23 protein-coding genes are annotated in these 20,875 nt (G+C 41.6%); 6 read left to right on the top strand and 17 right to left on the bottom strand.

Going from position 1 to position 20,875, the window contains the following annotated elements; all coding sequences use genetic code 11:
- Positions 1-131 precede the first annotated feature (131 nt).
- Complete coding sequence (locus FBF83_RS08090) at positions 132-1,343, top strand: EAL and HDOD domain-containing protein (RefSeq protein WP_136946664.1); 1,212 nt, start codon at positions 132-134, stop codon at positions 1,341-1,343.
- 59 nt (positions 1,344-1,402) lie between these two features.
- Here FBF83_RS08090 and FBF83_RS08085 read toward each other — a convergent pair whose 3' ends face one another.
- Positions 1,403-1,849, bottom strand: coding sequence for an SRPBCC family protein (locus tag FBF83_RS08085; RefSeq protein WP_136946663.1), 447 nt, complete (start codon positions 1,847-1,849; stop codon positions 1,403-1,405).
- Between the two features lie 288 nt (positions 1,850-2,137).
- Between FBF83_RS08085 and FBF83_RS08080 the strand changes: the two genes are divergently transcribed.
- Complete coding sequence (locus FBF83_RS08080; RefSeq protein WP_136946662.1) at positions 2,138-2,563, top strand: hypothetical protein; 426 nt, start codon at positions 2,138-2,140, stop codon at positions 2,561-2,563.
- 476 nt (positions 2,564-3,039) lie between these two features.
- Here FBF83_RS08080 and FBF83_RS08075 read toward each other — a convergent pair whose 3' ends face one another.
- The 3 genes from FBF83_RS08075 to FBF83_RS08065 form a co-directional block, all read right to left on the bottom strand.
- Positions 3,040-3,534, bottom strand: a complete 495-nt coding sequence (locus tag FBF83_RS08075; protein WP_136946661.1) for a YwgA family protein — start codon at positions 3,532-3,534, stop codon at positions 3,040-3,042.
- Between the two features lie 116 nt (positions 3,535-3,650).
- On the bottom strand, positions 3,651-4,931 hold the full coding sequence (locus tag FBF83_RS08070) for an HD domain-containing protein (protein WP_136946660.1): 1,281 nt from the start codon (positions 4,929-4,931) through the stop codon (positions 3,651-3,653).
- Positions 4,932-5,123: 192 nt separating this feature from the next.
- Positions 5,124-6,356 carry a dicarboxylate/amino acid:cation symporter gene (locus tag FBF83_RS08065; RefSeq protein WP_136946659.1) on the bottom strand — a complete coding sequence of 411 codons (1,233 nt, stop codon included), beginning with the start codon at positions 6,354-6,356 and terminating at the stop codon, positions 5,124-5,126.
- A 484-nt stretch (positions 6,357-6,840) separates the two neighbouring features.
- Between FBF83_RS08065 and FBF83_RS08060 the strand changes: the two genes are divergently transcribed.
- Positions 6,841-7,674, top strand: coding sequence for a lipoate--protein ligase family protein (locus FBF83_RS08060; RefSeq protein ID WP_136946658.1), 834 nt, complete (start codon positions 6,841-6,843; stop codon positions 7,672-7,674).
- A gap of 45 nt (positions 7,675-7,719) precedes the next feature.
- Here FBF83_RS08060 and pta read toward each other — a convergent pair whose 3' ends face one another.
- On the bottom strand, positions 7,720-8,694 hold the full coding sequence (gene pta, locus FBF83_RS08055; protein WP_136946657.1) for a phosphate acetyltransferase: 975 nt from the start codon (positions 8,692-8,694) through the stop codon (positions 7,720-7,722).
- A 696-nt stretch (positions 8,695-9,390) separates the two neighbouring features.
- Between pta and hemQ the strand changes: the two genes are divergently transcribed.
- The 3 genes from hemQ to gerQ all read left to right on the top strand — a co-directional run bounded on the left by hemQ (position 9,391) and on the right by gerQ (position 11,244).
- The gene (gene hemQ / locus FBF83_RS08045; RefSeq protein WP_136946655.1) at positions 9,391-10,137 is read left to right on the top strand and encodes a hydrogen peroxide-dependent heme synthase; all 747 of its coding nucleotides are present in this window, start codon (positions 9,391-9,393) and stop codon (positions 10,135-10,137) included.
- Between the two features lie 187 nt (positions 10,138-10,324).
- Complete coding sequence (locus FBF83_RS08040; RefSeq protein WP_136946654.1) at positions 10,325-10,756, top strand: cell wall hydrolase; 432 nt, start codon at positions 10,325-10,327, stop codon at positions 10,754-10,756.
- 23 nt (positions 10,757-10,779) lie between these two features.
- Positions 10,780-11,244, top strand: coding sequence for a spore coat protein GerQ (gene gerQ, locus FBF83_RS08035; RefSeq protein WP_136946653.1), 465 nt, complete (start codon positions 10,780-10,782; stop codon positions 11,242-11,244).
- A gap of 221 nt (positions 11,245-11,465) precedes the next feature.
- On the opposite strand, the gene FBF83_RS08030 is transcribed toward gerQ, so the two are convergent.
- From FBF83_RS08030 to flhA, 12 genes are all read right to left on the bottom strand, one after another.
- A complete protein-coding gene (locus tag FBF83_RS08030; protein WP_136946652.1) occupies positions 11,466-11,834 on the bottom strand; it encodes a DUF423 domain-containing protein in 369 nt (122 codons plus the stop codon).
- Positions 11,835-11,926: 92 nt separating this feature from the next.
- Positions 11,927-13,171, bottom strand: coding sequence for an ABC transporter permease (locus FBF83_RS08025; protein ID WP_136946651.1), 1,245 nt, complete (start codon positions 13,169-13,171; stop codon positions 11,927-11,929).
- Entirely contained in the window at positions 13,168-13,869 is a 702-nt protein-coding gene (locus tag FBF83_RS08020) for an ABC transporter ATP-binding protein (RefSeq protein ID WP_136946650.1), read from the bottom strand. The genes FBF83_RS08025 and FBF83_RS08020 overlap by 4 nt, the downstream gene beginning before the upstream one ends.
- 48 nt (positions 13,870-13,917) lie before the next feature.
- Complete coding sequence (locus FBF83_RS08015) at positions 13,918-14,163, bottom strand: helix-turn-helix domain-containing protein (protein ID WP_136946649.1); 246 nt, start codon at positions 14,161-14,163, stop codon at positions 13,918-13,920.
- Positions 14,160-14,306 carry a YvrJ family protein gene (locus FBF83_RS08010; protein ID WP_136946648.1) on the bottom strand — a complete coding sequence of 49 codons (147 nt, stop codon included), beginning with the start codon at positions 14,304-14,306 and terminating at the stop codon, positions 14,160-14,162. The genes FBF83_RS08015 and FBF83_RS08010 overlap by 4 nt, the downstream gene beginning before the upstream one ends.
- Positions 14,303-14,866 carry a sigma-70 family RNA polymerase sigma factor gene (locus FBF83_RS08005; protein WP_136946647.1) on the bottom strand — a complete coding sequence of 188 codons (564 nt, stop codon included), beginning with the start codon at positions 14,864-14,866 and terminating at the stop codon, positions 14,303-14,305. Before FBF83_RS08005 ends, FBF83_RS08010 begins: the two co-directional genes overlap by 4 nt.
- 156 nt (positions 14,867-15,022) lie before the next feature.
- Positions 15,023-15,457 (bottom strand): YaaR family protein, encoded by a 435-nt coding sequence (locus tag FBF83_RS08000; RefSeq protein WP_136946646.1) that lies wholly within the window; start codon positions 15,455-15,457, stop codon positions 15,023-15,025.
- Positions 15,454-15,975: a DUF6115 domain-containing protein gene (locus FBF83_RS07995; RefSeq protein ID WP_136946645.1), complete on the bottom strand. Its 522-nt coding sequence runs from the start codon at positions 15,973-15,975 to the stop codon at positions 15,454-15,456. The genes FBF83_RS08000 and FBF83_RS07995 overlap by 4 nt, the downstream gene beginning before the upstream one ends.
- Positions 15,976-15,990: 15 nt before the next feature.
- Positions 15,991-16,776, bottom strand: coding sequence for a FliA/WhiG family RNA polymerase sigma factor (locus FBF83_RS07990; protein ID WP_136946644.1), 786 nt, complete (start codon positions 16,774-16,776; stop codon positions 15,991-15,993).
- A gap of 29 nt (positions 16,777-16,805) precedes the next feature.
- Positions 16,806-17,669, bottom strand: coding sequence for a MinD/ParA family protein (locus tag FBF83_RS07985; RefSeq protein WP_136946643.1), 864 nt, complete (start codon positions 17,667-17,669; stop codon positions 16,806-16,808).
- Entirely contained in the window at positions 17,662-18,843 is a 1,182-nt protein-coding gene (flhF, locus tag FBF83_RS07980; RefSeq protein WP_136946642.1) for a flagellar biosynthesis protein FlhF, read from the bottom strand. The genes FBF83_RS07985 and flhF overlap by 8 nt, the downstream gene beginning before the upstream one ends.
- On the bottom strand, positions 18,840-20,873 hold the full coding sequence (gene flhA / locus FBF83_RS07975; protein ID WP_136946641.1) for a flagellar biosynthesis protein FlhA: 2,034 nt from the start codon (positions 20,871-20,873) through the stop codon (positions 18,840-18,842). The genes flhF and flhA overlap by 4 nt, the downstream gene beginning before the upstream one ends.
- Positions 20,874-20,875: the final 2 nt, after the last annotated feature.

The following is a 20,875-nucleotide window of genomic DNA, read 5'->3' as shown; positions in this document are numbered from 1 at the left end:
AGAGCAGAACTTTTTTTGTGTCTAAAAAGCAGATCAGTAGGTTCCTCCAACAAAGAAAATTTAAATTGAATTTTTTGCCATCTTGTTTATACTTATAGATAGAATATCTACGGGACCTTTGGAGGGTACATATGGAAGCATTTATAGGACGTCAGCCTATCTTAACAGTCGATAAAGATTTGTATGGTTATGAATTGCTTCATCGATCAAGCGACAGAAACGCGTATCAAGGATTTGATGGTACGCAGGCTACCGCAACTGTTATTTCTAATTCCTATTTAAGTTTTGGTCTTAATCATTTATCAGATCAAAAGCGTTGTTTTATTAATTTTACAGAAAAACTGTTGCTAGACGAGGTGCCTACCTTCTTTTCGCCTGAAACAATCATTGTAGAAATACTAGAATCGGTTAACATAACGGAAAACGTTATTGCTGCATGTTATAAGCTTAAAAGATTAGGATATAAACTTGCGCTCGATGATGTGACTGACATGAGCAACTACGAGAAGATCATCGATTTAATCGACATTATTAAAGTAGACTTCATGGATACCTCAAAGCAAAAGCGACTGGAAATTGTGGAGCAATTTAACCACTTACCAATCACTTTTCTTGCTGAAAAAGTAGAAACGCTCGAAGAGTTTGATGAAGCGAAAGAGCTCGGTTATGTGCTTTTTCAAGGATACTTTTTTAGTAAACCAGTCATTCTCTCAACAAAAGATATCAAACCAATGCCTCAACAGTACGTCAAAATGCTTGAGGAAATTAACCAACCTGTTCCTAATATAAGCTTAGTCTCTGAACTCGTTGAGCGAGATCTTGCTCTTTCTTATAAACTACTTCGCCTCATTAATTCTCTTGGGCTACCCGTAAAGGTAAGCAACATTAGACAGGCGATTGTGTTACTTGGGTTATTTGAAGTGAAGAAATGGATCATGATTTTAATGCTTACGAAAGAAACAAATGAATCTTCAAAAGTTATCCAGCTGTCTCTTATTCGCTCAAGATTGTCAGAACGAATTGCTAGGAAAATTCGTATCAATCCGAGTGACGCTTCATTCATAGGAATGTTCTCGCTTCTCGAATGCATTCTTCAACGACCAATCAGTAATATTCTAGTAGACTTGCCTATTGAGGATCATATAAAGGATGCGTTACTTGATGAAAATCACTCCTCAATCTATGCACATGTGCTTAAATTAGTAAAAGCGATCGAACGTTGTGACTGGAAATCTGTTGATCTCATGCTATTTAAAGTCAATATTTCAATGGATGATTTACAAAAAGATTATTTCGAAGCCGTTCGGTGGGCTAATTCTGTTATTGGTACGTTTGGACCTTAATCCTAACTATAAAAACAAGTCGCAGCTCAATCCATTTCGAAGCGAGCTGCGACTTGTTTTTATATGTTCATTGGTGATAAGGTCTTTCCTGTTTCTAAATAACTTTTAAGATTACTCAATATGGCTGGCCAACCATTGTTAAGGCCTCTAAAGGTGTCCTCTTCATCACAAAAATCGTCCGCAACAATATTCTCGTGAACGAGCGTAAGTTTAACTGCCTCGTCTAACTTCTTCATTTTAAACGTAACGATGGATGGCTCATCTCGTTCAACGTCTGGATGATCCCACGTAAACGTAAGCTTTTCATAAGGCTCAGACGTTACAACTTCACCTTCCCCATCAACCTCACCATTCTTCCTTAAAAAGGTTACCTTTGAACCTTCTTTCCAATAAGATTGAACTTCCATTCCAAAGAAATAGTTTTTAGTACATTCACCACTGGTTAAAGCTTTCCAAAGCTTTTCAGGTGTCGTAGCGATATATATTGAATAGTCATAAGCGTTCATTTTCTTCCTCCATTATTAAAGTAATTACTGTCGGACTAGTCATCTGGTTAGCAGTATATTTACAAATTAGGGTCACTAACAGGTATTAAAATTAAAAACCTGTTTAGCAGTTAAAGAAGGAACCTACTCAAACACATGACTTTTGAACCCTTTTTCTCATTCGACAAAAACTTCAAATTCCCACGACCTTTTTCCGCAAATTCTGATCCTAGTGAACGATTATACTATTCTTCAAACGGGTATTAATTGTAATGAACTCGAAACAATTGTAAAGAAGGTGGAAATATGTTGAAGAAATTACTTTATGAACCAGGAATGATCGGAAGCGTACTTGGAATCATTGGCTCGCTTATTTACATACTCATTCTGACAGCAGGCGGATATAGTCATACATCATTAGCAGGCTTCATTAGTTTGCTAAGTGTCATAATTGGCTATTACTTACTTTCGACGTTTTGGCTTCCTGCCCTGCTTGAATCAAAAGAAACGGTTGCTCTATCGACAGGTATCGCGTTCCATACCACTGCTTCCTTCTCACTCGTTTTCATGATGGCAGGCTCTTTACCTGAAGTTCGCGAGCTTATCATTCCATATATTAGCACTCTTTTATTCTCTCTTTTAATGATATCCTTACTTACTATTAGTGGACTCGTACTTTCAAAATTGGAGTTTAACAGGACGAATTCTCAAAGTGAGACAAAGGTATCTATCTAAAGGTCTCTAATCGTAGACATTGTTGCGATAAAAGTGGTGGTTGATTTCCGCTACAGGGTGCTCGCTTTCCGCGGGGCGTGCCTGTGGGGTCTCACCTGTCCCGCTAGTCCCGCAGGAGTCGAGCACCCTTCCGCTCCAATTAGCTAAGTGAGGTTCTTTATACAACAAAAGCAATAGCCTTTTAGAAAAGAGTCTTTTGTAGACATTGTTGCTTTAAAAGTGTTAGGGAATTCCACTGAAGGATGCTCACTTTTCTGGTGCAGGCGGTCAGCCCCCGGAGGACCTCATTTGAACAGTTTTGTAAAACCCCTTTTTAAGTACGATTTAATATACCAACTGAAGATAATAAGATATTTTGACAAAAAAAGAGCACCAAAATCTATGCGATTTGGTGCTCTTTTTTATGTGTAATTTTAAGTTTTGCTCTCGAAACCAGAACCCGGTACTTTATTGTAACCTTTTTCCGGTTCAATCTATTAACAACCAAGCTTCTCCATAAAGGAATAAGCTTGATCGATCTCTGTATCTGAATAATTCTGTTTACTTTTGATCGTACGAACCTTCTCAATCACTTCCGTCTTCGTTAATCGATCAAAAAATAGAATTGTAGAAACGAGCTCAAGAAAGCGGGAGCTCTGGCTATTAATCTCAGGAATACATTCACTAAGTTCCGGCATGTCGAACTCAAAATGACTGAGGAATTCGCTTCCTTCGTTTGTCACTGTATACTTATATTGATAATATCCGCCTTTGCTTTCCTTCACTTCTGTTACAAGTCCAAGGTTACAAAGCTCTTCAACCCGAAGTGTTAGTTCTTCTGAGTACGGCCCATAGAAATGGAATTGATATTTCTCGTTAAATGGCAATTGCAGTTTTTTGCAGATGTAGACTACTTTCTGCAATTTCTTACGTCCAATGACTTCTCCGGCTTCCTTCAACACAGCTATCACTTTCGCGTGATCTTCTAGCAACCTGCACCCCTCCCATGTACTTTTTACAGGTTGTCCAAAAAGCTTTCTTATTCTATAACGCATAACCTGTAGCGGAAGCGAACTTCATTCCAGGGGCTGCACTTCTTTTTGAACAGCTAATTTAGATTAAGCAATGACTTAATACGACGAGTAGCATCAGATTTTCCTTCAAGAATTAAATCTTGAGGAAAATAAAGTTTATGATCTGTGCGTTTCTTTCCAGAAATCGCTTCAACCACTTCAGATTCACGTGAGAGCTCACGCAAGTCGCCACCTGGCTTAAGCAGGTGAATTGGTAGACGTTCTTCTTCCTCACCCGGGCGATAGAAATCGTATGGCAAATCTGAAGAAGAATCTACTTCAAGATAATAATCAGGATCGATTCCTGCTTCTTTAAAGGAATCGTAGAGTTCTCTCCACGCATTCATTTGCATTGGATTAAATTCAATGTACTTAAACAGACGGCGATTCATAAATCGTTCACATAGATCTCGAAGAATCGCATCATCTTCTTCCTGCCAGATCTGGAAATAGAACTTTACGACAGAGTCATCAAGCTTAAGGAAATCTTCGAGACTAATGTCTTCCTTAAACAGAGAATAAAAGTGAATGGGTTCCTGTTTGAACGCATACCCTTCAGCATACAACTTTTTCGCTCTGTGAAGAATCTTGCTTAGAATCACTTCCGCACTTCGCGTAACAGGATGGAAATAGACTTGCCAATACATCTGATACCGACTCATAATATAGTCTTCTACAGCATGCATACCACTTTGCTTAATCACAATTTGATCGCCACCTGGGCGCATCACTCGCAAGATCCGCTCAATATCAAAATGCCCATAGCTCACGCCTGTGAAATAAGCATCGCGCAATAGGTAGTCCATTCGATCCGCATCAATCTGGCTCGAAATTAAACTAACCACAAGTTTGTTCGTATGTGTCTTGGCAATGACATCTGCCACTTCTTCTGGGAAGCTATCACTTACCTTTCGCAGTACCTGGTTAATTTCCGTATCACCAAGAATAACCATGCGTGTAAAATCTTCATGATCTAGATTAAACACTTTCTCGAAAGAGTGTGAAAATGGGCCATGACCGACATCGTGCAACAGAGCAGCACACATACTTAGCAACCTGTTTTCTTCGTCCCAGCTATCATATTGAGAAAAGATTTCGTTAATGCGCCTTACAATTTCATATACACCAAGTGAATGGCTGAAGCGACTATGCTCTGCACCGTGAAATGTTAGATACGTTGTTCCAAGTTGGTTTACTCTACGTAAACGCTGGAATTCTTTCGTACCAATTAACTCCCAGATTAAACGGTACCGGACATGGATATAGCGGTGGACAGGGTCTTTGAATACTTTTTCTTCGCTTAATCGTTCGAGCATTTCTACGATGGACTCCTTCCGTCAAATTCATCCCTTAATTATATAACAGGTAATGGTAAATGAAAACCTTCCCCCTTTACGGTTTTCACCAAATGGGAGAAGGTTCATGATTGTCGGGTATTACGAAAGAATGGAATAATTCTTTGTTCTAGCTTTCAATGCAGCTCTGTTTAAAATGAGCCTACATGATCATTAAAGAACTGACTTAACTTCTTTTCCTTCGCGCTTTTCTTCTGATTTTGTAATGTACATAGCAGCTGCAGCATCACCAGTGATATTAACAGCCGTACGAGTCATATCAAGCAAACGGTCAACGGCAAGGATAAGGCCGATTGGTTCGACCGGAAGGCCAACTTGCTTAAGAACCATCGCAAGCATAATAAGTCCTACACCCGGTACACCTGCTGTACCAATACTAGCAAGCGTTGCTGTGATTACAACGATGATTAATTGAGTAAATGTTAAGTCTACACCGGTAATTTGAGCGATAAAAATGGTTGCTACACCCTGCATGATCGCTGTTCCGTCCATGTTAATTGTAGCGCCAAGTGGCTGAACAAAACTACTGATTTGCTTAGGGATTTTCAGGTTTTCCTGTGCGGTTTTCATCGATACAGGAAGTGTACCACTACTTGATGATGTACTGAATGCAACAGCCATCGCTGGAGCAAAAGCTTTATAGAATTTAATAGGATTCTCTTTACATAAGAAATAGATTGCACTACCATATGTGAAAAGAAAATGAATGAGTAAAGCACCAAGAACAACAAGGAAATACATCCCCATGGATTGAAGTGCTTCTTTACCCTGTCCGCCAACAGCAGATGCGATAAGGGCAAATGCACCATAGGGAGCTGTTTCCATGATAATTTTAACAAGATACATCATTACGTCATTACCTTGTTCAAACAAATCCCTTAACGCTTTTGTTTTCTCTCCTAGAATAGCAAGAGCAAAACCTATGAAAATAGCAAATGCAATAATTTGAAGCATATTCCCTTCAACAAGTGCTTGAACAGGATTAGTTGGAATGATGTTTATAATGGTGTCCAAAACAGGTGGCGCGTCTTGCGCTTCGAAATCAGCGTTTCCTGAGAAGGAACCTTCAACACCTGGCTTAATTAAGTAAGCAAGTGCCATAGCAATTGAAATCGCAATCGTAGTTGTAATAAGGAAAAAGCCTACTGTCTTTCCTCCCATACGGCCTAGCTTCTTCGGATCGCTTATTCCAGCCGTACCTACAACGATAGAGAAGAATACGATTGGTACAACTAGCATCTTAATTAAGTTAAGAAATATCTGTCCCACAGGACCAAATAGATACTTATCGACAGGTGCAAATGCATCCGGTGCGAAAAGATTAAAGATGACACCAACTAGGATACCTAAAACCAGACCTGCAATAATTTTAACCGTTAACTTCATAAACACGTCCCCTTTCGTCCAATCGACGTTTAATCCACCATGAAGTGGCAGTCATACATTCATCACAGATGAAGATTGACTACCTCTAGAAGTGAGATTGGTTGAACCACCATTAATGGAAGTCCTACACTATGCAATTGTTCATATCTTATCAGTCTTATATGAAAGCTCTTACATACCTTTCCAATTCTTTGCTAACTATACCCGCTAACTAGCTAACTCGAAACTACCGTAATTCCCATTATATCATTTTAGACAATTCTCGCAATTTCCTTTTTTTCGCAACCTAGAAAATAGCCTTTAAAACCAAAGTTTTATAGAAGCTTTTTTGTATTAAATAGGAAAAAAGGATGACTTTTTAAACCCTTTAGATCCAACTTTTTCATGTCATCACCCGGGAAATACTGTCGGAAGATGTCTTATGATTGTTTTTTTCATCATGCTATAATAGAAAACGATTAGCTACAGAAGAAGGGATAAAATTATGACGAACGATTCCATACTATTCCAGCCAAAATGGCGGATCATTGATCAATCGACACTTGGTCCATCATTTGATGCGCTACAATCTTTCGCCATGGACGATACGCTTTGCAATTCAGCAGGAAGTGGCGATTCGCCACCGATCATGCGTTCATGGGTTCACCATAATACCATTGTACTAGGAATACAAGATACGCGCCTTCCTTTTTTTGATGAGGGTGTTCGTTATTTGAAAGAACTTGGGTATCGAGTGATTGTTCGAAATTCAGGAGGCCTTGCTGTCGTTCTCGATGCAGGTGTCTTGAATCTTTCTCTCGTCTTTGCCGAGAAACAGCAGCAAATTGATATCGATACGGGCTATGAAGCGATGGTGGATTTCGTCCAGCACATTCTCGCGCCATATAACGTGACAATTGAAGATCGAGAAATTGTCGGGTCTTACTGTCCTGGAAGGTATGACCTTAGCATCAATGGCCGTAAATTCGCTGGTATATCTCAGAGAAGATTGCGAGGTGGCGTCGCCGTTCAAGTCTACTTATGTGTTGATGGGAGTGGGTCTGAACGAGCGAGTGTCATTCAGGAGTTCTATAAACGAGCTGTTAACGGAGAGCCAACAAAATTCACATATCCAGAAATTGTACCTGAAACGATGGCCTCATTAAGTGAGCTTATCGGGGAAGAACTTACTGTAAGTGATTTGATGATGCAAACCCTTAAAACGTTAAAAACGTATGCAGATTCAATGACTACTGAACACCTATCCATCTCAGAACTATCTCTCTATGACTATAATTATCAGCGCGTTTTCACCCGCAATGAAAAAGCACTTGCTTAGTAACGAAAACCCCCGAAGGAAATCCTTCGGGGGTTTTGCTTCTACTTATAAGCTTTGCATCGCTGTAATCAATGCTAGCTTGTACACATCTTCTTCGCTACAACCGCGTGATAGATCGTTAACCGGCTTATTCAGACCCTGAAGAACCGGGCCAACCGCTTCGTATCCACCGAGGCGTTGAACCATTTTGTACCCAATGTTACCCGCTTCAAGACTCGGGAACACAAATACATTTGCTTCTCCTTTAAGTGGAGAATCAGGAGCTTTCTTCTGAGCTACTTCTGGTACGAAGGCAGCGTCGAATTGGAATTCGCCATCAATAACAAGATCAGGAGCCATTTCTTTAGCAATTCGCGTTGCTTCTTCTACTTTTTCAGTTTCAGGAGATTTAGCTGATCCTTTTGTTGAGAAGCTTAGCATCGCTACTTTTGGCTCAATGCCAAACATTTTTGCTGTTTCAGCACTGCTAAGACCGATTTCAGCTAGGTCGTTGCTGTCAGGAGAAATATTAATCGCACAATCAGCGAATACATACTTCTCATCGCCTTTAACCATTACGAATGCACCTGATGTTTTCTTGATGCCTTCTTTTGTTTTGATGATTTGTAGAGCTGGGCGTACTGTATCACCAGTTGAGTGTACAGCACCGCTTACAAGACCATCTGCCTTGCCAGTGTGAACAAGCATTGTGCCAAAGTAGTTCACATTAAGAAGGATTTCTTGTGCCTGTTCAGTTGTTGCTTTGCCTTTACGACGTTCAACAAATGATTCCACAAGTGCGTCCATCTCTCCGTATGTTGCAGGATCCATAATCACAAGATCACTGTGCAATTCAAGACTTAAGCTTGATGCCTTATCTTTAACAGCTTCTTCCCCACCAATTACGATTGGTTTAAGAATACCATCTTCTGCGAGACGATTTGCTGCAGCTAGAACGCGCTCATCTGTCCCTTCAGGAAAAACGATTGTCGGGTAACCAGATTTTACTTGGTCTTTCATGTTTGTAAATAGATCACTCATTGTATTCACCTCATTTATTTAATATCCATCCCATACGATACTCCTTTTTCCCTTAAAACAAAAATAAATCCGGTAATGTAAACCTTTGCATGTAAAAGTTCTATTTTTCTGACTACTGATTTCGTAGTGTGGTTGATTTCCGCTCCAGATGCTCGCTTTCCGCAGGGCGGGCGGTGAGCCTCCTCGGCACGCTTTAGTCGTGCCTGTGGGGTCTCACCTGTCCCGCTAGTCCCGCAGGAGTCGAGCATCTTCCGCTCCAATCAGCTAAGTGTGGCTCTTTTTTACAAAACTTCTTTTAAAAACAACAATCATTTAAGAATTAGTCTTTTATAGCCTCTTCAATGGAGAGATTATTACGAAATTGCCTCAAACTTATCCTGCACTATCCACCATGCAACAATACCGTTAAAAAATAACCCGCAATATTAAGTAAGTTAGAAACACTTCATCCACCTCAAGTTTCATGGAATCGTCATCCTCGATCGCTTTTAAAGAGGAAGAAGTATTGGTATAGTAGGTAGTGGATAAAGTGAAACTTCCATAAGAGCGGGCAGTGCTTTATCCCCTCTTATGGTTAGTTGAACCAATCGGACCTTTAGGGGCAGTTGACCCGTACTTTAACGTCTTAATGAAACTGCGTAGGTGGGGGTTTACTGCCACTTAAGGGTGGGATAAATGATAAGGAGTGAATCAGATATGAATGAAGCAGCAGTAACTCTTGATGGCTGGTATTGCCTTCATGACTTCCGTAGCATGGACTGGACGGCATGGAAACAGCTCTCAAGCGATGAACGTGAACAAGCGATTAATGAGTTTCTTACTTTCCTTGAGAAATGGGAAGTAACAGCAGGCCATAAGCAAGGTAGTCACGCTCTTTATTCCATCGTTGGTCAGAAAGCAGACTTTATGTTGATGCTCCTGCGCCCGACTATGGAAGAATTAAATGAAATCGAGAACGCTTTTAATAAAACAACTTTCGCTGAATATACGATTCCGACATACTCATATGTATCGGTTGTGGAACTCAGCAACTACATGGCTGGCAAAGACAGCGATCCTGATAACGATCCACGTATTCAGGCTCGTCTGAAGCCAGAATTAACAGAAGCACCTTACGTTTGTTTCTACCCAATGAACAAGAAACGTGAAGGAAATGATAACTGGTACATGCTTCCGATGGACGAGCGTCGCGACATGATGCGAAGCCACGGCCTAATCGGTCGTAGCTATGCTGGTAAAGTTAAGCAGATCATTACTGGATCTGTTGGCTTCGACGATTGGGAATGGGGCGTTACGCTATTCTCTGACGATGTCCTTCAATTTAAGAAGCTTGTCTACGAAATGCGTTTTGATGAAGTGAGTGCACGTTTCGGTGAATTCGGTAGCTTCTACGTTGGAACTCATCTTCCGAAAGAACGTCTTACACAGTTTTTATATGTTTAAATAGGTCATCCCCTCTGAGCATTTCAGAGGGGATTTTTCTCGTTTTTTTGAACATGAATTGCTTTTTTGGTGTCTCACCTTCTTGTCATATTCCTTCATACGATACATAGAATGAGTTACGTAGAGCCATGGCATTTTTAATACTTCTTGCATATGGTAAGGGTCACAACTGAGAAGAGGTGTAGTTATGGCGGTTATTAAAACGAATGAGAATGACGTAAACCTTCTAGCACGTTTAATGAGAGCGGAGGCAGAAGGCGAAGGTGAGCTTGGGATGCTGATGGTAGGAAATGTCAGCGTGAATCGAGTTAAGGTACGGTGTCTTGATTTCAAGAACATCAACTCGATGAACAGCATGGTTTATCAGAATCCAGGCGGGTTTGAAGCTACGCAAAAGGGCTACTTCTACCAGAGAGCACGTGAAAAAGACAAACGTCTTGCACGCAAAGCCATCAAGGGAATGAAGTATGACCCAGCAAGTCACTCCCTTTGGTTCTTTAAGCCTGGAGGACCATGCCCACCCCAATGGTATAACCAGTGGAATGCTGGTCGTTTCAAATCGCATTGTTTCTACAAGCCTACCGAAAGTGAATGCTCTGAGGTGTACAACAGCTACTAAGAGAAAGCTTAAGGAGGGTTAAGATGAACAATCAATACTGGAATAAACCGGGTGCACAAAATCAAGGAGGCGGCTATCAGCAGATGGCACCACAGCAAGGACAGGGTGGACAGATGGGCCAATACCCATCAGGTTATCCTGGGCAAGGACAGCAGGGTCAGCAAGTTCAAGGTGCCATGACGCAAGGAGGAAGCCAAGGATTTCCCGGACAGCTACCAGTCGAGCAATCATACATTGAAAACATCTTACGCTTAAACCTTGGAAAAATCGCTACTGTCTACATGACATTTGAGAACAACGAGAAATGGAATGCGAAAGTGTTTAAAGGGGTTGTGGAAGCAGCCGGAAGAGATCACATTATTCTATCCGATCCTCAAACAGGCAAACGCTACCTTCTTCTCATGATTTACCTTGATTACATTACGTTTGATGAAGAGCTTGAATACAACTATCCTCTTCAGCAAATGGCGCAATATTCTCCTAGATAATAGCCGAAAAGCTGCCGGATATCCGGCAGCTTTTCATTTTGGCTAATATATTTAGAATTTGGCCAATAAAATAGGATTTTAGCTAATATAATTGATTTTTGGCCAATATCCTGAGATTTCGGCCAATAAACCAACAGCCTCGACACCGTTTGACAAATACCGGGTGGTGCCTGTCACCCGCGACCCGCGAATTCGCGAAGCCGCGAACGCGCCACAAACACTTACAGCTTAAACGCTGCGACAATCAGCAGAATCCACGCTGTAATAAACGCTACTCCACCAAGCGGGGTAATCGCTCCGAGGATTTTGATGCCGCTCAAGCTTAGTACGTACAAGCTTCCTGAGAAGAGTACAATTCCAGCAAACATAAGCCAACCTGCCCATTGAATGAGTCCAGCTGACTGCAGCTTATCGGCAGCAAGGGCAATCCCGATTAAGCCGAGCGCATGGTACATATGGTATTGAACACCTGTTTTAAACGTTGCGAGCATTCTTTCTGACAATCTACTTTCTAAACCGTGGGCACCAAAGGCACCTAGTCCTACAGCTAGCGCAGCATTAATCGCACCGATGATTAAAAATAGCTTCATCTCGTCATCCCTCCATCTCGATCTACTTCCCATCATAGCGGAAAGCATTTACAGGAAGCAACGAATTCCACAATTGTTCATACACCTTTCGATTATTGAGAAGGTGATGAAGGAACGACACCATGTTGCACCATTCGAAAACTTCCCTTCAGCATTAACCAGCCACCTAACGGAAAGAGAAAGATCCCGATCCACCCAGGAAACGCTACCCCCGTTATGATACTAAGTAGGATAAAACATGGCACCGTAAAGACTTTAATGGCTCGCCTTGAAGACAACTCTCTAAGCTGTTGATCCCATTGAAATAACTGAGCATAACTTCCTTCAGAGAATTCGCGCCAGTCCGCTTTGGAAAGTCCGATTAACGCATATAGCGCAAAAAGCAGAACAATCACTTTCACAACTAATGGTAGCATGAAGATAGCAGCTGTCCCCCATCCAGTTACCTGCAAATAATACTGACCCTTTCCAGGCGAGCGAAGAATCCATTTCAAATAGAGATCAACGATTCTCGTCTCAGGACTACCGTTCTTTCTTAGTCGCTTTGACTCTTTAAAAAGAAACGGCTTCTTTCGAACAAACAAGGTCCTTCCAGATGAAACACCAACCTGTCTCATCAGCAATCTCGTTATGCCTTGTTTATCATCCCGTTCCAATATGACATCTTTGAAAAACGTGCCCTTCAACTTGAGACGATAATTTAATTGAACAACTAAAAGAAGTAGCAGAAAAGCAACGCCTACAAACACGAACAATATAGATTTCCACCCCACCTGACTCGCAAGAAGAATTCCAATTGAAACGACATTCAATAGTCCATTCGTAAGCAATTTAACCCAAAAAGATTGATAACTAAGTCTAATATAATAGCGACATACGTTTACATTCCAGCTCACAAACAGCACAAAAATCCCAGTTATGATCACTCGCTCAATTCCCCATCCCCAACCTGTTACGAGGAATGGAAGAACGGCCGCGATACTGAGTAACGTAAGCACCAACCCTTTAAGAAGTGAATACACCATCCCCCACTTTTTCAATCCATTCACAAGACTGTTATTCTGCAGGAGGTACACTTGATCTGCTTCTTCCATGTAAGCTCTAAGAGACCATAATGTCGCGATCAGAAATAACGGTATTATTACAGCCTGCTCAGGAATGGAATCTAGCCATACCGGCGCGATGAACCACCACGACCGGTAATAGGCGACTGAAATAACCAGTGCTGGAATCACGATATAAAGCCAAACAGTCCAATCAATTGCAGTTCGCATATCCCGTAGCTTATAATGCCAATCATCTTTTACCCGCTTTCGTAGCAACTGGAAAGATGTCATATGCTTTGCTCCAGGAGACTGTCAACGCAATCGAGAAGTGAACCTTTCTCCACTCCTGATCGCTCTCTTAATTCCCCTAGAGTTCCTTCACCAGCCATTTCGCCACTTGAAATTAGCACAAATCGATCGCATATTCGTTCTGCTGTATCCAAAACGTGCGTGGACATGAGCACTCCGGCGCCACGTGCTCTTTCTTTTTCGATTAGCTTTAGAAAATCTTTCGTTGCTCTTGGATCAAGCCCCAGAAATGGTTCATCAATGATATATAAATCAGGCTTAAGCATAAAAGCCGTGATGAGTATCACCTTCTGTCTCATTCCTTTTGAGTAGCTAGATGGAAGGTCATGTTCAACATGATCCAGCTTGAAATAGCGAATGAGATCTTTTGCTCGGCCTTCCCATTCACCGTCTTGGAACGACACCGCCGCTGCCGCAAGCTCCAAATGCTCCCAGAGCGTTAAACTGTCATAGAAAACGGGCTGCTCAGGGATATAAGCATAACGAGCATTACCTTCAAGTGTTACGCTTCCTTTCCACTCTTTTACTAATCCTAAAATCGTTTTAATAGTAGTACTTTTACCCGCTCCGTTCGAACCTAATAGACCAAGAAGCTCGCCACTTTTCACCTTAAATGATAGATCTCTAATTGTTTTACTGTTCTTTTCGTAACCTGCTTCTTCTATTTCAACATTCAGCATTGATCGTCACCTCTACCTTTACTACGAAACCAAAAAGGAAAAGGTTTCCTACCCTTTCCCTTTCTTCCCCCCTATAAATTGCTCGAAGTTCGGCACTTCCTCCATGTTGTACTTCTCTACTGCTTCTAGAATTTTCACGTAAAGCTCCTGCCTTAAATCATCACGATATTCAAAAGGCGTCTGCCTGAGCTCCGCTTCAATCTTCTTCTCAAATTGACTGAAAATCAGCTCTAGCGCTTCCTCATCACTTTGTTTCGCTTGTTGTAAAAGCTTATATAACCTCGCGTTCGTCATCTTTTTTTATTCATCTCCTGCTCAGAAACAGCATTTGTTAGGTCATCGATTTTCCTCTCTAGTCGAAAAAGCAAATACAGTGAAACAACGATTGGGAACCCTAAATCACCTATCATGGCGTTAATTACATTCGTTACGGTCATCGTATGCTCTCCTTTCGTCCTTCTCTTAATTTCTCAAGTGCTCGCTTTCTTCTTCTACTGACAGCCTGCTGAGATATGCCTGAAGCTTCGGCGATTTCCGTATCTGTCGCCTCAAGCCTATATGAATTCTCTAATACTTCTCTCTGCTTTCCTGTCAGTCTTTTATAAGCAGAATAAAGAGATTTAGACGTTAGCTGTTCTTCAAACCGACCGTCTATTTGAGTATCCTCACTGCCGACAAGATCGATCCACGTACTTCCTGACTCTCCTACAGACTGATCAAGCGTTAGTGGATAACGAAGATGCTCAAGCCTCCGCTTACGATCGAAATTAATGGCTGTATAGCGAATTAATTTCGTAAGATAAGCAATAAAACGAATTTCAACATAATACATGTGGAACAGTGTATTTAAATTCATCAGCGTCTTCTGACTAGGGTTCAGAAGAGCCTCCCTAAAACTTGTCCAATGCACGTCTTCTTGAACGAACGATTTAAAAAGGAGGTTTTCCTTCAGTTCCTCATACGCTTTCGTTGTTATAAATGGACACTTCTTCATCATCCTCACCTCTCCCTTCTCTGTATGTAGGATAGAAAGTATCCTGGATAGCAAAAATCACAACCCTTAATTCGAACATATGTTCTTATTTCTATTATAGAAAAAACTCATGCTTTTTAACATGAGTCAATACTTCCTTTTTTTATTAGGTCAATCGTACTAGAGTGAAAGGTCAACGAGCATCCCTTTGATTTCGCCGATTAATGATAGCAAATTGACGCCAGCCTTCTCTTTTTCAAGGATTTCTTCCTGCAATTCAACAAGCTTACTCTCCACGGTTTCAACAAGCTTAAACGTTCGACTTCTACCAAAGCGATCTGTTGAGTTTCTCTCAGATAGCGTTAAACCCTGATTGACCGCTTCTTCAAGAAACTGCTTTACCATCCGCTTATAAGCTGTTAGGTTCTGAAAGGTTCGTTCCCTGCTTAGAACTTTACCTTGTTCATCAATCTGATTGAGAAGGCGCTCTAATGCCATGCCTTTTAACTCTTTCGATGCTTCACTCATAACAGATTGAAAGCCCTTTTGTACATTACCCTTTGGCATATCTTTCTTAAAAGGATCTACCGTTGATTGACTCTGTTGAATTTTCATCGCTGCAGAGACCTTCCATGCATGTTTACAATAAGCTCAATTTCACCTGTTCCACAATTAAGAAGCCTTGCGATATCAGTTGCTGCAAATCCCTGTTGATACAACTGAATGGCTTTTTGGTTGCGTTCGTTTTTAGCGGACGGATGCTGAATAATGATCGGACTTCTTGGTTCTGTTTGCTGTGGTGGAATTGGTTGCTGCTCGTATTGAAGTGGCTCGCGTGGCTGTGACTGCGACTGCGTGTACTGTGGTTCCTGCCGGGGTTGCTGAACAGGCTTTCCGTTCTGCTCAAGTACACGAAGACGAATGTCGAGCTGATTCTCCCGCTTCTCCACAAATGTTTTTACCTGAGTCATCAGCCGGTCATTTTCATGCTCGAGCTGTTCAATATATTCCTCCATACTTGATGCAACTTCTTCTCTCACTTCAGAGCTTTTGGACTGCTTTAAGTAAAGCAGAACGATACATAGAAAACTAACGAGATGAAGGGCGATACTTATAAATATGAATGGATACATCCTAAATCACTCCGATTACATGGATTGGACATGTTCTTTGTTTGCTCGCAGTACACCCTTCATGCGAAGAAGCGCTCTTGAGTGAAGCTGTGAGATTCTACTTGTTGATAAATTGAGAATTCTCGCTATTTCTGTAAGGGTTAACTCCTCGAAATACACGAGCGATACGACTAGCTTCTCTTTCTCAGGTAGACGGTCAATTGTCTCAGCCAATAGTTCTTTAATGAAGCGCTGATGTAAATGCTTCTCTGGAAGGTCTGCTCGTTCGTTCTCGATCACACTATACCGTTCGATCTGCTGTTGATCATCATCGTGAACGGGTTCATCAACCGATATCATTGTTGAAAGAGAGGCGTCCTGTATAACCTGCTGAACTTCACCTACCGTCATATCAAGGTAGTTTGCCACATCCTGATCACTAGAGGAAGTTTGATTTTTCTGTTCAAGAGCCGCATAAGCTTCTTCAATTTTGCGAGCTTTATCACGAACCGATCTTGGAACCCAATCGTTTTGTCTCAGTCCATCAATAATCGCTCCTTTAATTCGCCAGCTCGCATACGTTTCGAACTTCAAATCACGTTCAGGTTCAAACTTACCTAACGCATCAAGAAGTCCCTGATACGCGAAGCTACTAAGGTCGTCACGCTGAACAGAAGATGGAAGGGCAGCTGCATATCGTTGCACGGCAAAATCTACGAGTGGGCGATAGAGAGAGATTAGTTGATTGCCCGCCTCTTCATCTTTCTCCTCTTTCCATGCCCTCCAGTATTCAATTGTTTCTTTCGTCATTTTGGATTTCATGGGATTCACCACCTGAACATTTTCCCGTTTTATTTGTGAAACAGCATTTTTGTAAGGAATCCCTTTACACCAAGCTTATAAGTTGAAGGGAGATCTAGATACGTATGGACTAATTGAGTGATGGCTTCTGAAGCTTTGGCGTTTGGATATTCTAGTAAGTATGGTGATTGAGCCATAACAGCTTTTCGAACCATCACATCATCTGGAATCCAGCCGAGTATATCAATCGTTTTATTTAAGAATTTCTCAGAAGCTTGCTGAAAATTATGCGCTGTTCGTCCCGCTTCCTGATCACTAATCGCTCGATTAATAATCAACTTAACAGGTAGCTTTGGATCTCTTGCATGAAGTGCTTTCAGAACACCATAAGCATCTGTAATGGATGGTGGTTCTGGGTTAATGACGAGAAACACATCATCAGCTGCTTGGAGGAACCTCATTCCTTCTTGAGTTAATCCAGCTCCAGTGTCTAAAATAATATAATCAACCATCCCCTGAAGAACATTGAATTCATTAAAAAAGTGATTTAGCTGTTCGCCATCTAATGAAAACACTTTGCCAATTCCGTTCCCACCCGAAATATATTGAAGGCCGTTTACACCTTTTTGAATAATTGCATCAAGCGTTAAGTTTTTCTCAAGCATTGATACAAGCGTTTCTTTCGGTGTAACGCCCATTAAAACATCAATATTCGCCATACCAACGTCCAAATCAAAAATCATTACTTTCTTATCGAGTGCAGCAAGGCTTAGGGCAAAATTCAATGAAACATTCGATTTGCCAACCCCACCTTTACCACTTGTAACAGCGATCACTCTCGTGCGTCTTAACTTATCTTCTGGCTGAATTCGTTTCATTACCTCTTGTCGGAGTCGATTCGCTTGATCAGACATACACTTTTTCCCCCGCAACCAGGTCGAGAAGGAATTCCGGTGTTGTTTTGACCATATCATCAGGTACGTTTTGTCCTGTCGTCACAACGGTAACTGGCAACTTGTAATCTTCCATTAAGTTGAAAATCGGTCCTCTCACAGTTGTTTCATCCATCTTCGTCATCATGACCTCTGTAATCCCAAGGGGTTGGAAATTATCAGTAATCGATTTCATATCTGCATAACGATGGGTGAGACTTAGAATAAGATTAATTGAAATCTCTTTATCTACTAGAAGATGCTCTAGCTGACTAATAAACTTGTATTGCTGGTAGTTACGCCCAGCTGTATCCATCAGAATAATATCGCACGATGCAAGGTTTGAAAGCGCCTGATCTAGCTCCTCTGGTGATTGAACGACTTCTAGTGGAATTCCTAGAATGTCCGCATATGTTCTAAGTTGATCGACTGCAGCGATTCGATACGTGTCAGATGTAATTAAGCCAACTGACTTACGCTCTTTTAATAGAATATCGCCAGCAAGCTTTGCAATTGTAGTTGTTTTACCTACACCTGTAGGTCCTACAAAGCATCTAATTCTTTTGTTTGTATTTCCTATATTAGGATAATTCTTCATTCGTTTTGAGAATTCCTGTCTCATCCAGTCAAATGTATCTTCTTTCGTGTATCCTGGCATCGACTTCGCCTTAATCAATAGCTCTGCCATGACACTAGATCTAATCGAATTCGTATATTCATGTTCTTCAAGATAGGAATTAACCGGCTTTAAGAACTTTGGCAGCCGCTCATTCTCCATCATTTGCATCATGATTTCCTTCATAGATCTGAGCTCGCCAATTACATCGACTTCCTCCTGCTCATATTGCATTGGTGGAGTCAGCACTTTAGGCTCTTGGTATTTTTGCTCCTGTTCCACTTGAACGACTTTCGGTGTTTCCTCACGCCGCTTTTTCTCAGACTGAAGAAGTGTTGCGAACTCCTCTGTTTCCTCTTTTGCTACTTTCTTTTCATCGAGGGCAGCAAGCACTTCAAGTCTTTGCTTCTGAAAAAAACCAAAGAATCCGCCAACTTTTACTTTTTTGGTATTTAAAATAACAGCATCCTGCCCAAGCTCTTTACGAATCAATGGCATCGCTTCTCGCAGGTGGGTCACAACATAGCGTTTAATCTTCATGGTAGATTAATCACTCCTACACTCTGGACTTCTACTTCAGGTTCTAGCTCACTGTATGAAAGAATCATCAGTTCTGGCATGTAGCGTTCAAGAAACTGACGTAGATACATTCGAATCGCAGGTGACGTTAATAGAATAGGCTGGATGCCAGACTGCTGCAGACGGCTCACCTGTTGTAGAACTTCCTGATAAATGGTTTGTGATGTTTCAGGATCTAGTGCAAGATAGCTTCCTTGATCAGACTGCTGAACGGATTCTGCAAATCTCTTTTCAAGCCGCGCCCCTGCAGTTAACACTTTAACTGGCTCTCCTGGTACTGCAACCTGTGAAGTTATCTGTCTTGATAGCGACTGGCGCACGTATTCAGCAAGCACGTCTGTATCCTTCGTGCGAACTCCGTTATCTGCGAGTGATTCGAGAATCATATCAAGCGACCTGATTGATACCTTTTCTTTTAACAGTCTCATCAGCACTTTTTGAACATCGCCGATGGTAAGGATATTCGGAATAAGTTCTTCTAATACAGCTGGAGAAGACTCTCGAACGTTATCAAGCAAATGCTTCACTTCTTGACGGCTTAATAATTCATGCGCATGTCGTTTAATGACTTCAGTTAGATGTGTTGAAACAACAGATGGCGGATCAACTATCGTATAACCTGATAATTCGGCGCGATCCTTCATTTCCTCTGTTACCCAAAGAGCTGGCAACCCGAAAGCAGGTTCGACTGTCTCAATACCTGAAACAGATTCATCTTCAAGACCGCTACTCATCGCAAGGTACTGATCTAAAAGGACCTCACCACCTGCTACACGGTTTCCCTTAATTTTAATGACGTATTCATTCGGTTCGAGCTGAATGTTGTCTCGAATACGAATAACAGGTACGACAATCCCAAATTCAAGCGCAATTTGTCTTCGAATCATAATGACTCGATCAAGAAGATCCCCACCCTGCTTCTGATCAGCGAGTGGAATTAATCCATAACCGAACTCGAACTCGATCGGATCAACCTGGAGAAGGGTTGTCACGCTCTCAGGCTTCTTCATTTCCTCTACCTCTTCATCGCCAGCTGCCGTTTCAGCTTCTTCTGCTTGAGTAAGGTTTTTCTGCATCGTCCAACCGGCATAAACGAGTAAACCAGCGATCGGGAACGTGAGCAGTGGGTTGATTGGTGTTGCGACACCAAGAAGTCCAATAACAGCTCCAACAACGTATAGAAGCTTCGGATAAGCAAATATTTGTGCCGTAATATCTGAACCAAGATTTCCGTCCGACGCGGCGCGAGTTACAACAATACCTGTTGCGGTTGAAATAAGCAGTGCAGGAATTTGACTGACAAGACCATCACCGATCGAGAGTAACGTAAACGTCGTTGCTGCGTCGCCAACAGGCATGCCGTGCACAACCATTCCGATGATTAACCCACCGATAATGTTGATAATTGTAATCACGATCCCTGCGATGGCATCCCCTTTGACGAACTTACTTGCCCCATCCATCGCACCGTAAAAGTCAGCTTCTCGCTCGATTTTCTGCCTTCGTTCTTTTGCATCCAGGTCTGAAATCATTCCAGCATTTAAGTCAGCATCAATACTCATCTGCTTCCCTGGCATAGCATCAAGTGTAAAGCGGGCTGCAACTTCCGCTACCCGTTCGGATCCTTTTGTAATGACGATAAATTGAATAATAACAAGAATAAGGAAAACAAGGAGTCCGATAACAACACTTCCGCCAACTACGAATGAGCCAAACGTTTCAATCACCTGTCCACCCGTTTTGTTCGTAAGAATGGATCTTGTTGTTGATACGTTCAAACCTAGTCTGAATAGCGTTGTTAATAACAAAAGCGACGGAAAAATCGAGAATTGTAGCGCTTCTTTCGTATTCATCGCGACGAGAATTATCGTTAGAGCAAGACTAATGTTCATCATGATGAGGAAGTCGAGTAGAAGCGGAGGAAAAGGAATAACCATCATAATAACAATCATGATGACTGAGACAAGTACGGCGTAATCTTTGATTTTCATGG

This window comes from Guptibacillus hwajinpoensis (genome assembly GCF_005144865.1).
GTDB lineage: Bacteria > Bacillota > Bacilli > Bacillales > Guptibacillaceae > Guptibacillus > Guptibacillus hwajinpoensis_A.
Note: the sequence above shows the minus strand (reverse complement) of the source record. Positions and strands in the feature narration are given on the sequence as shown.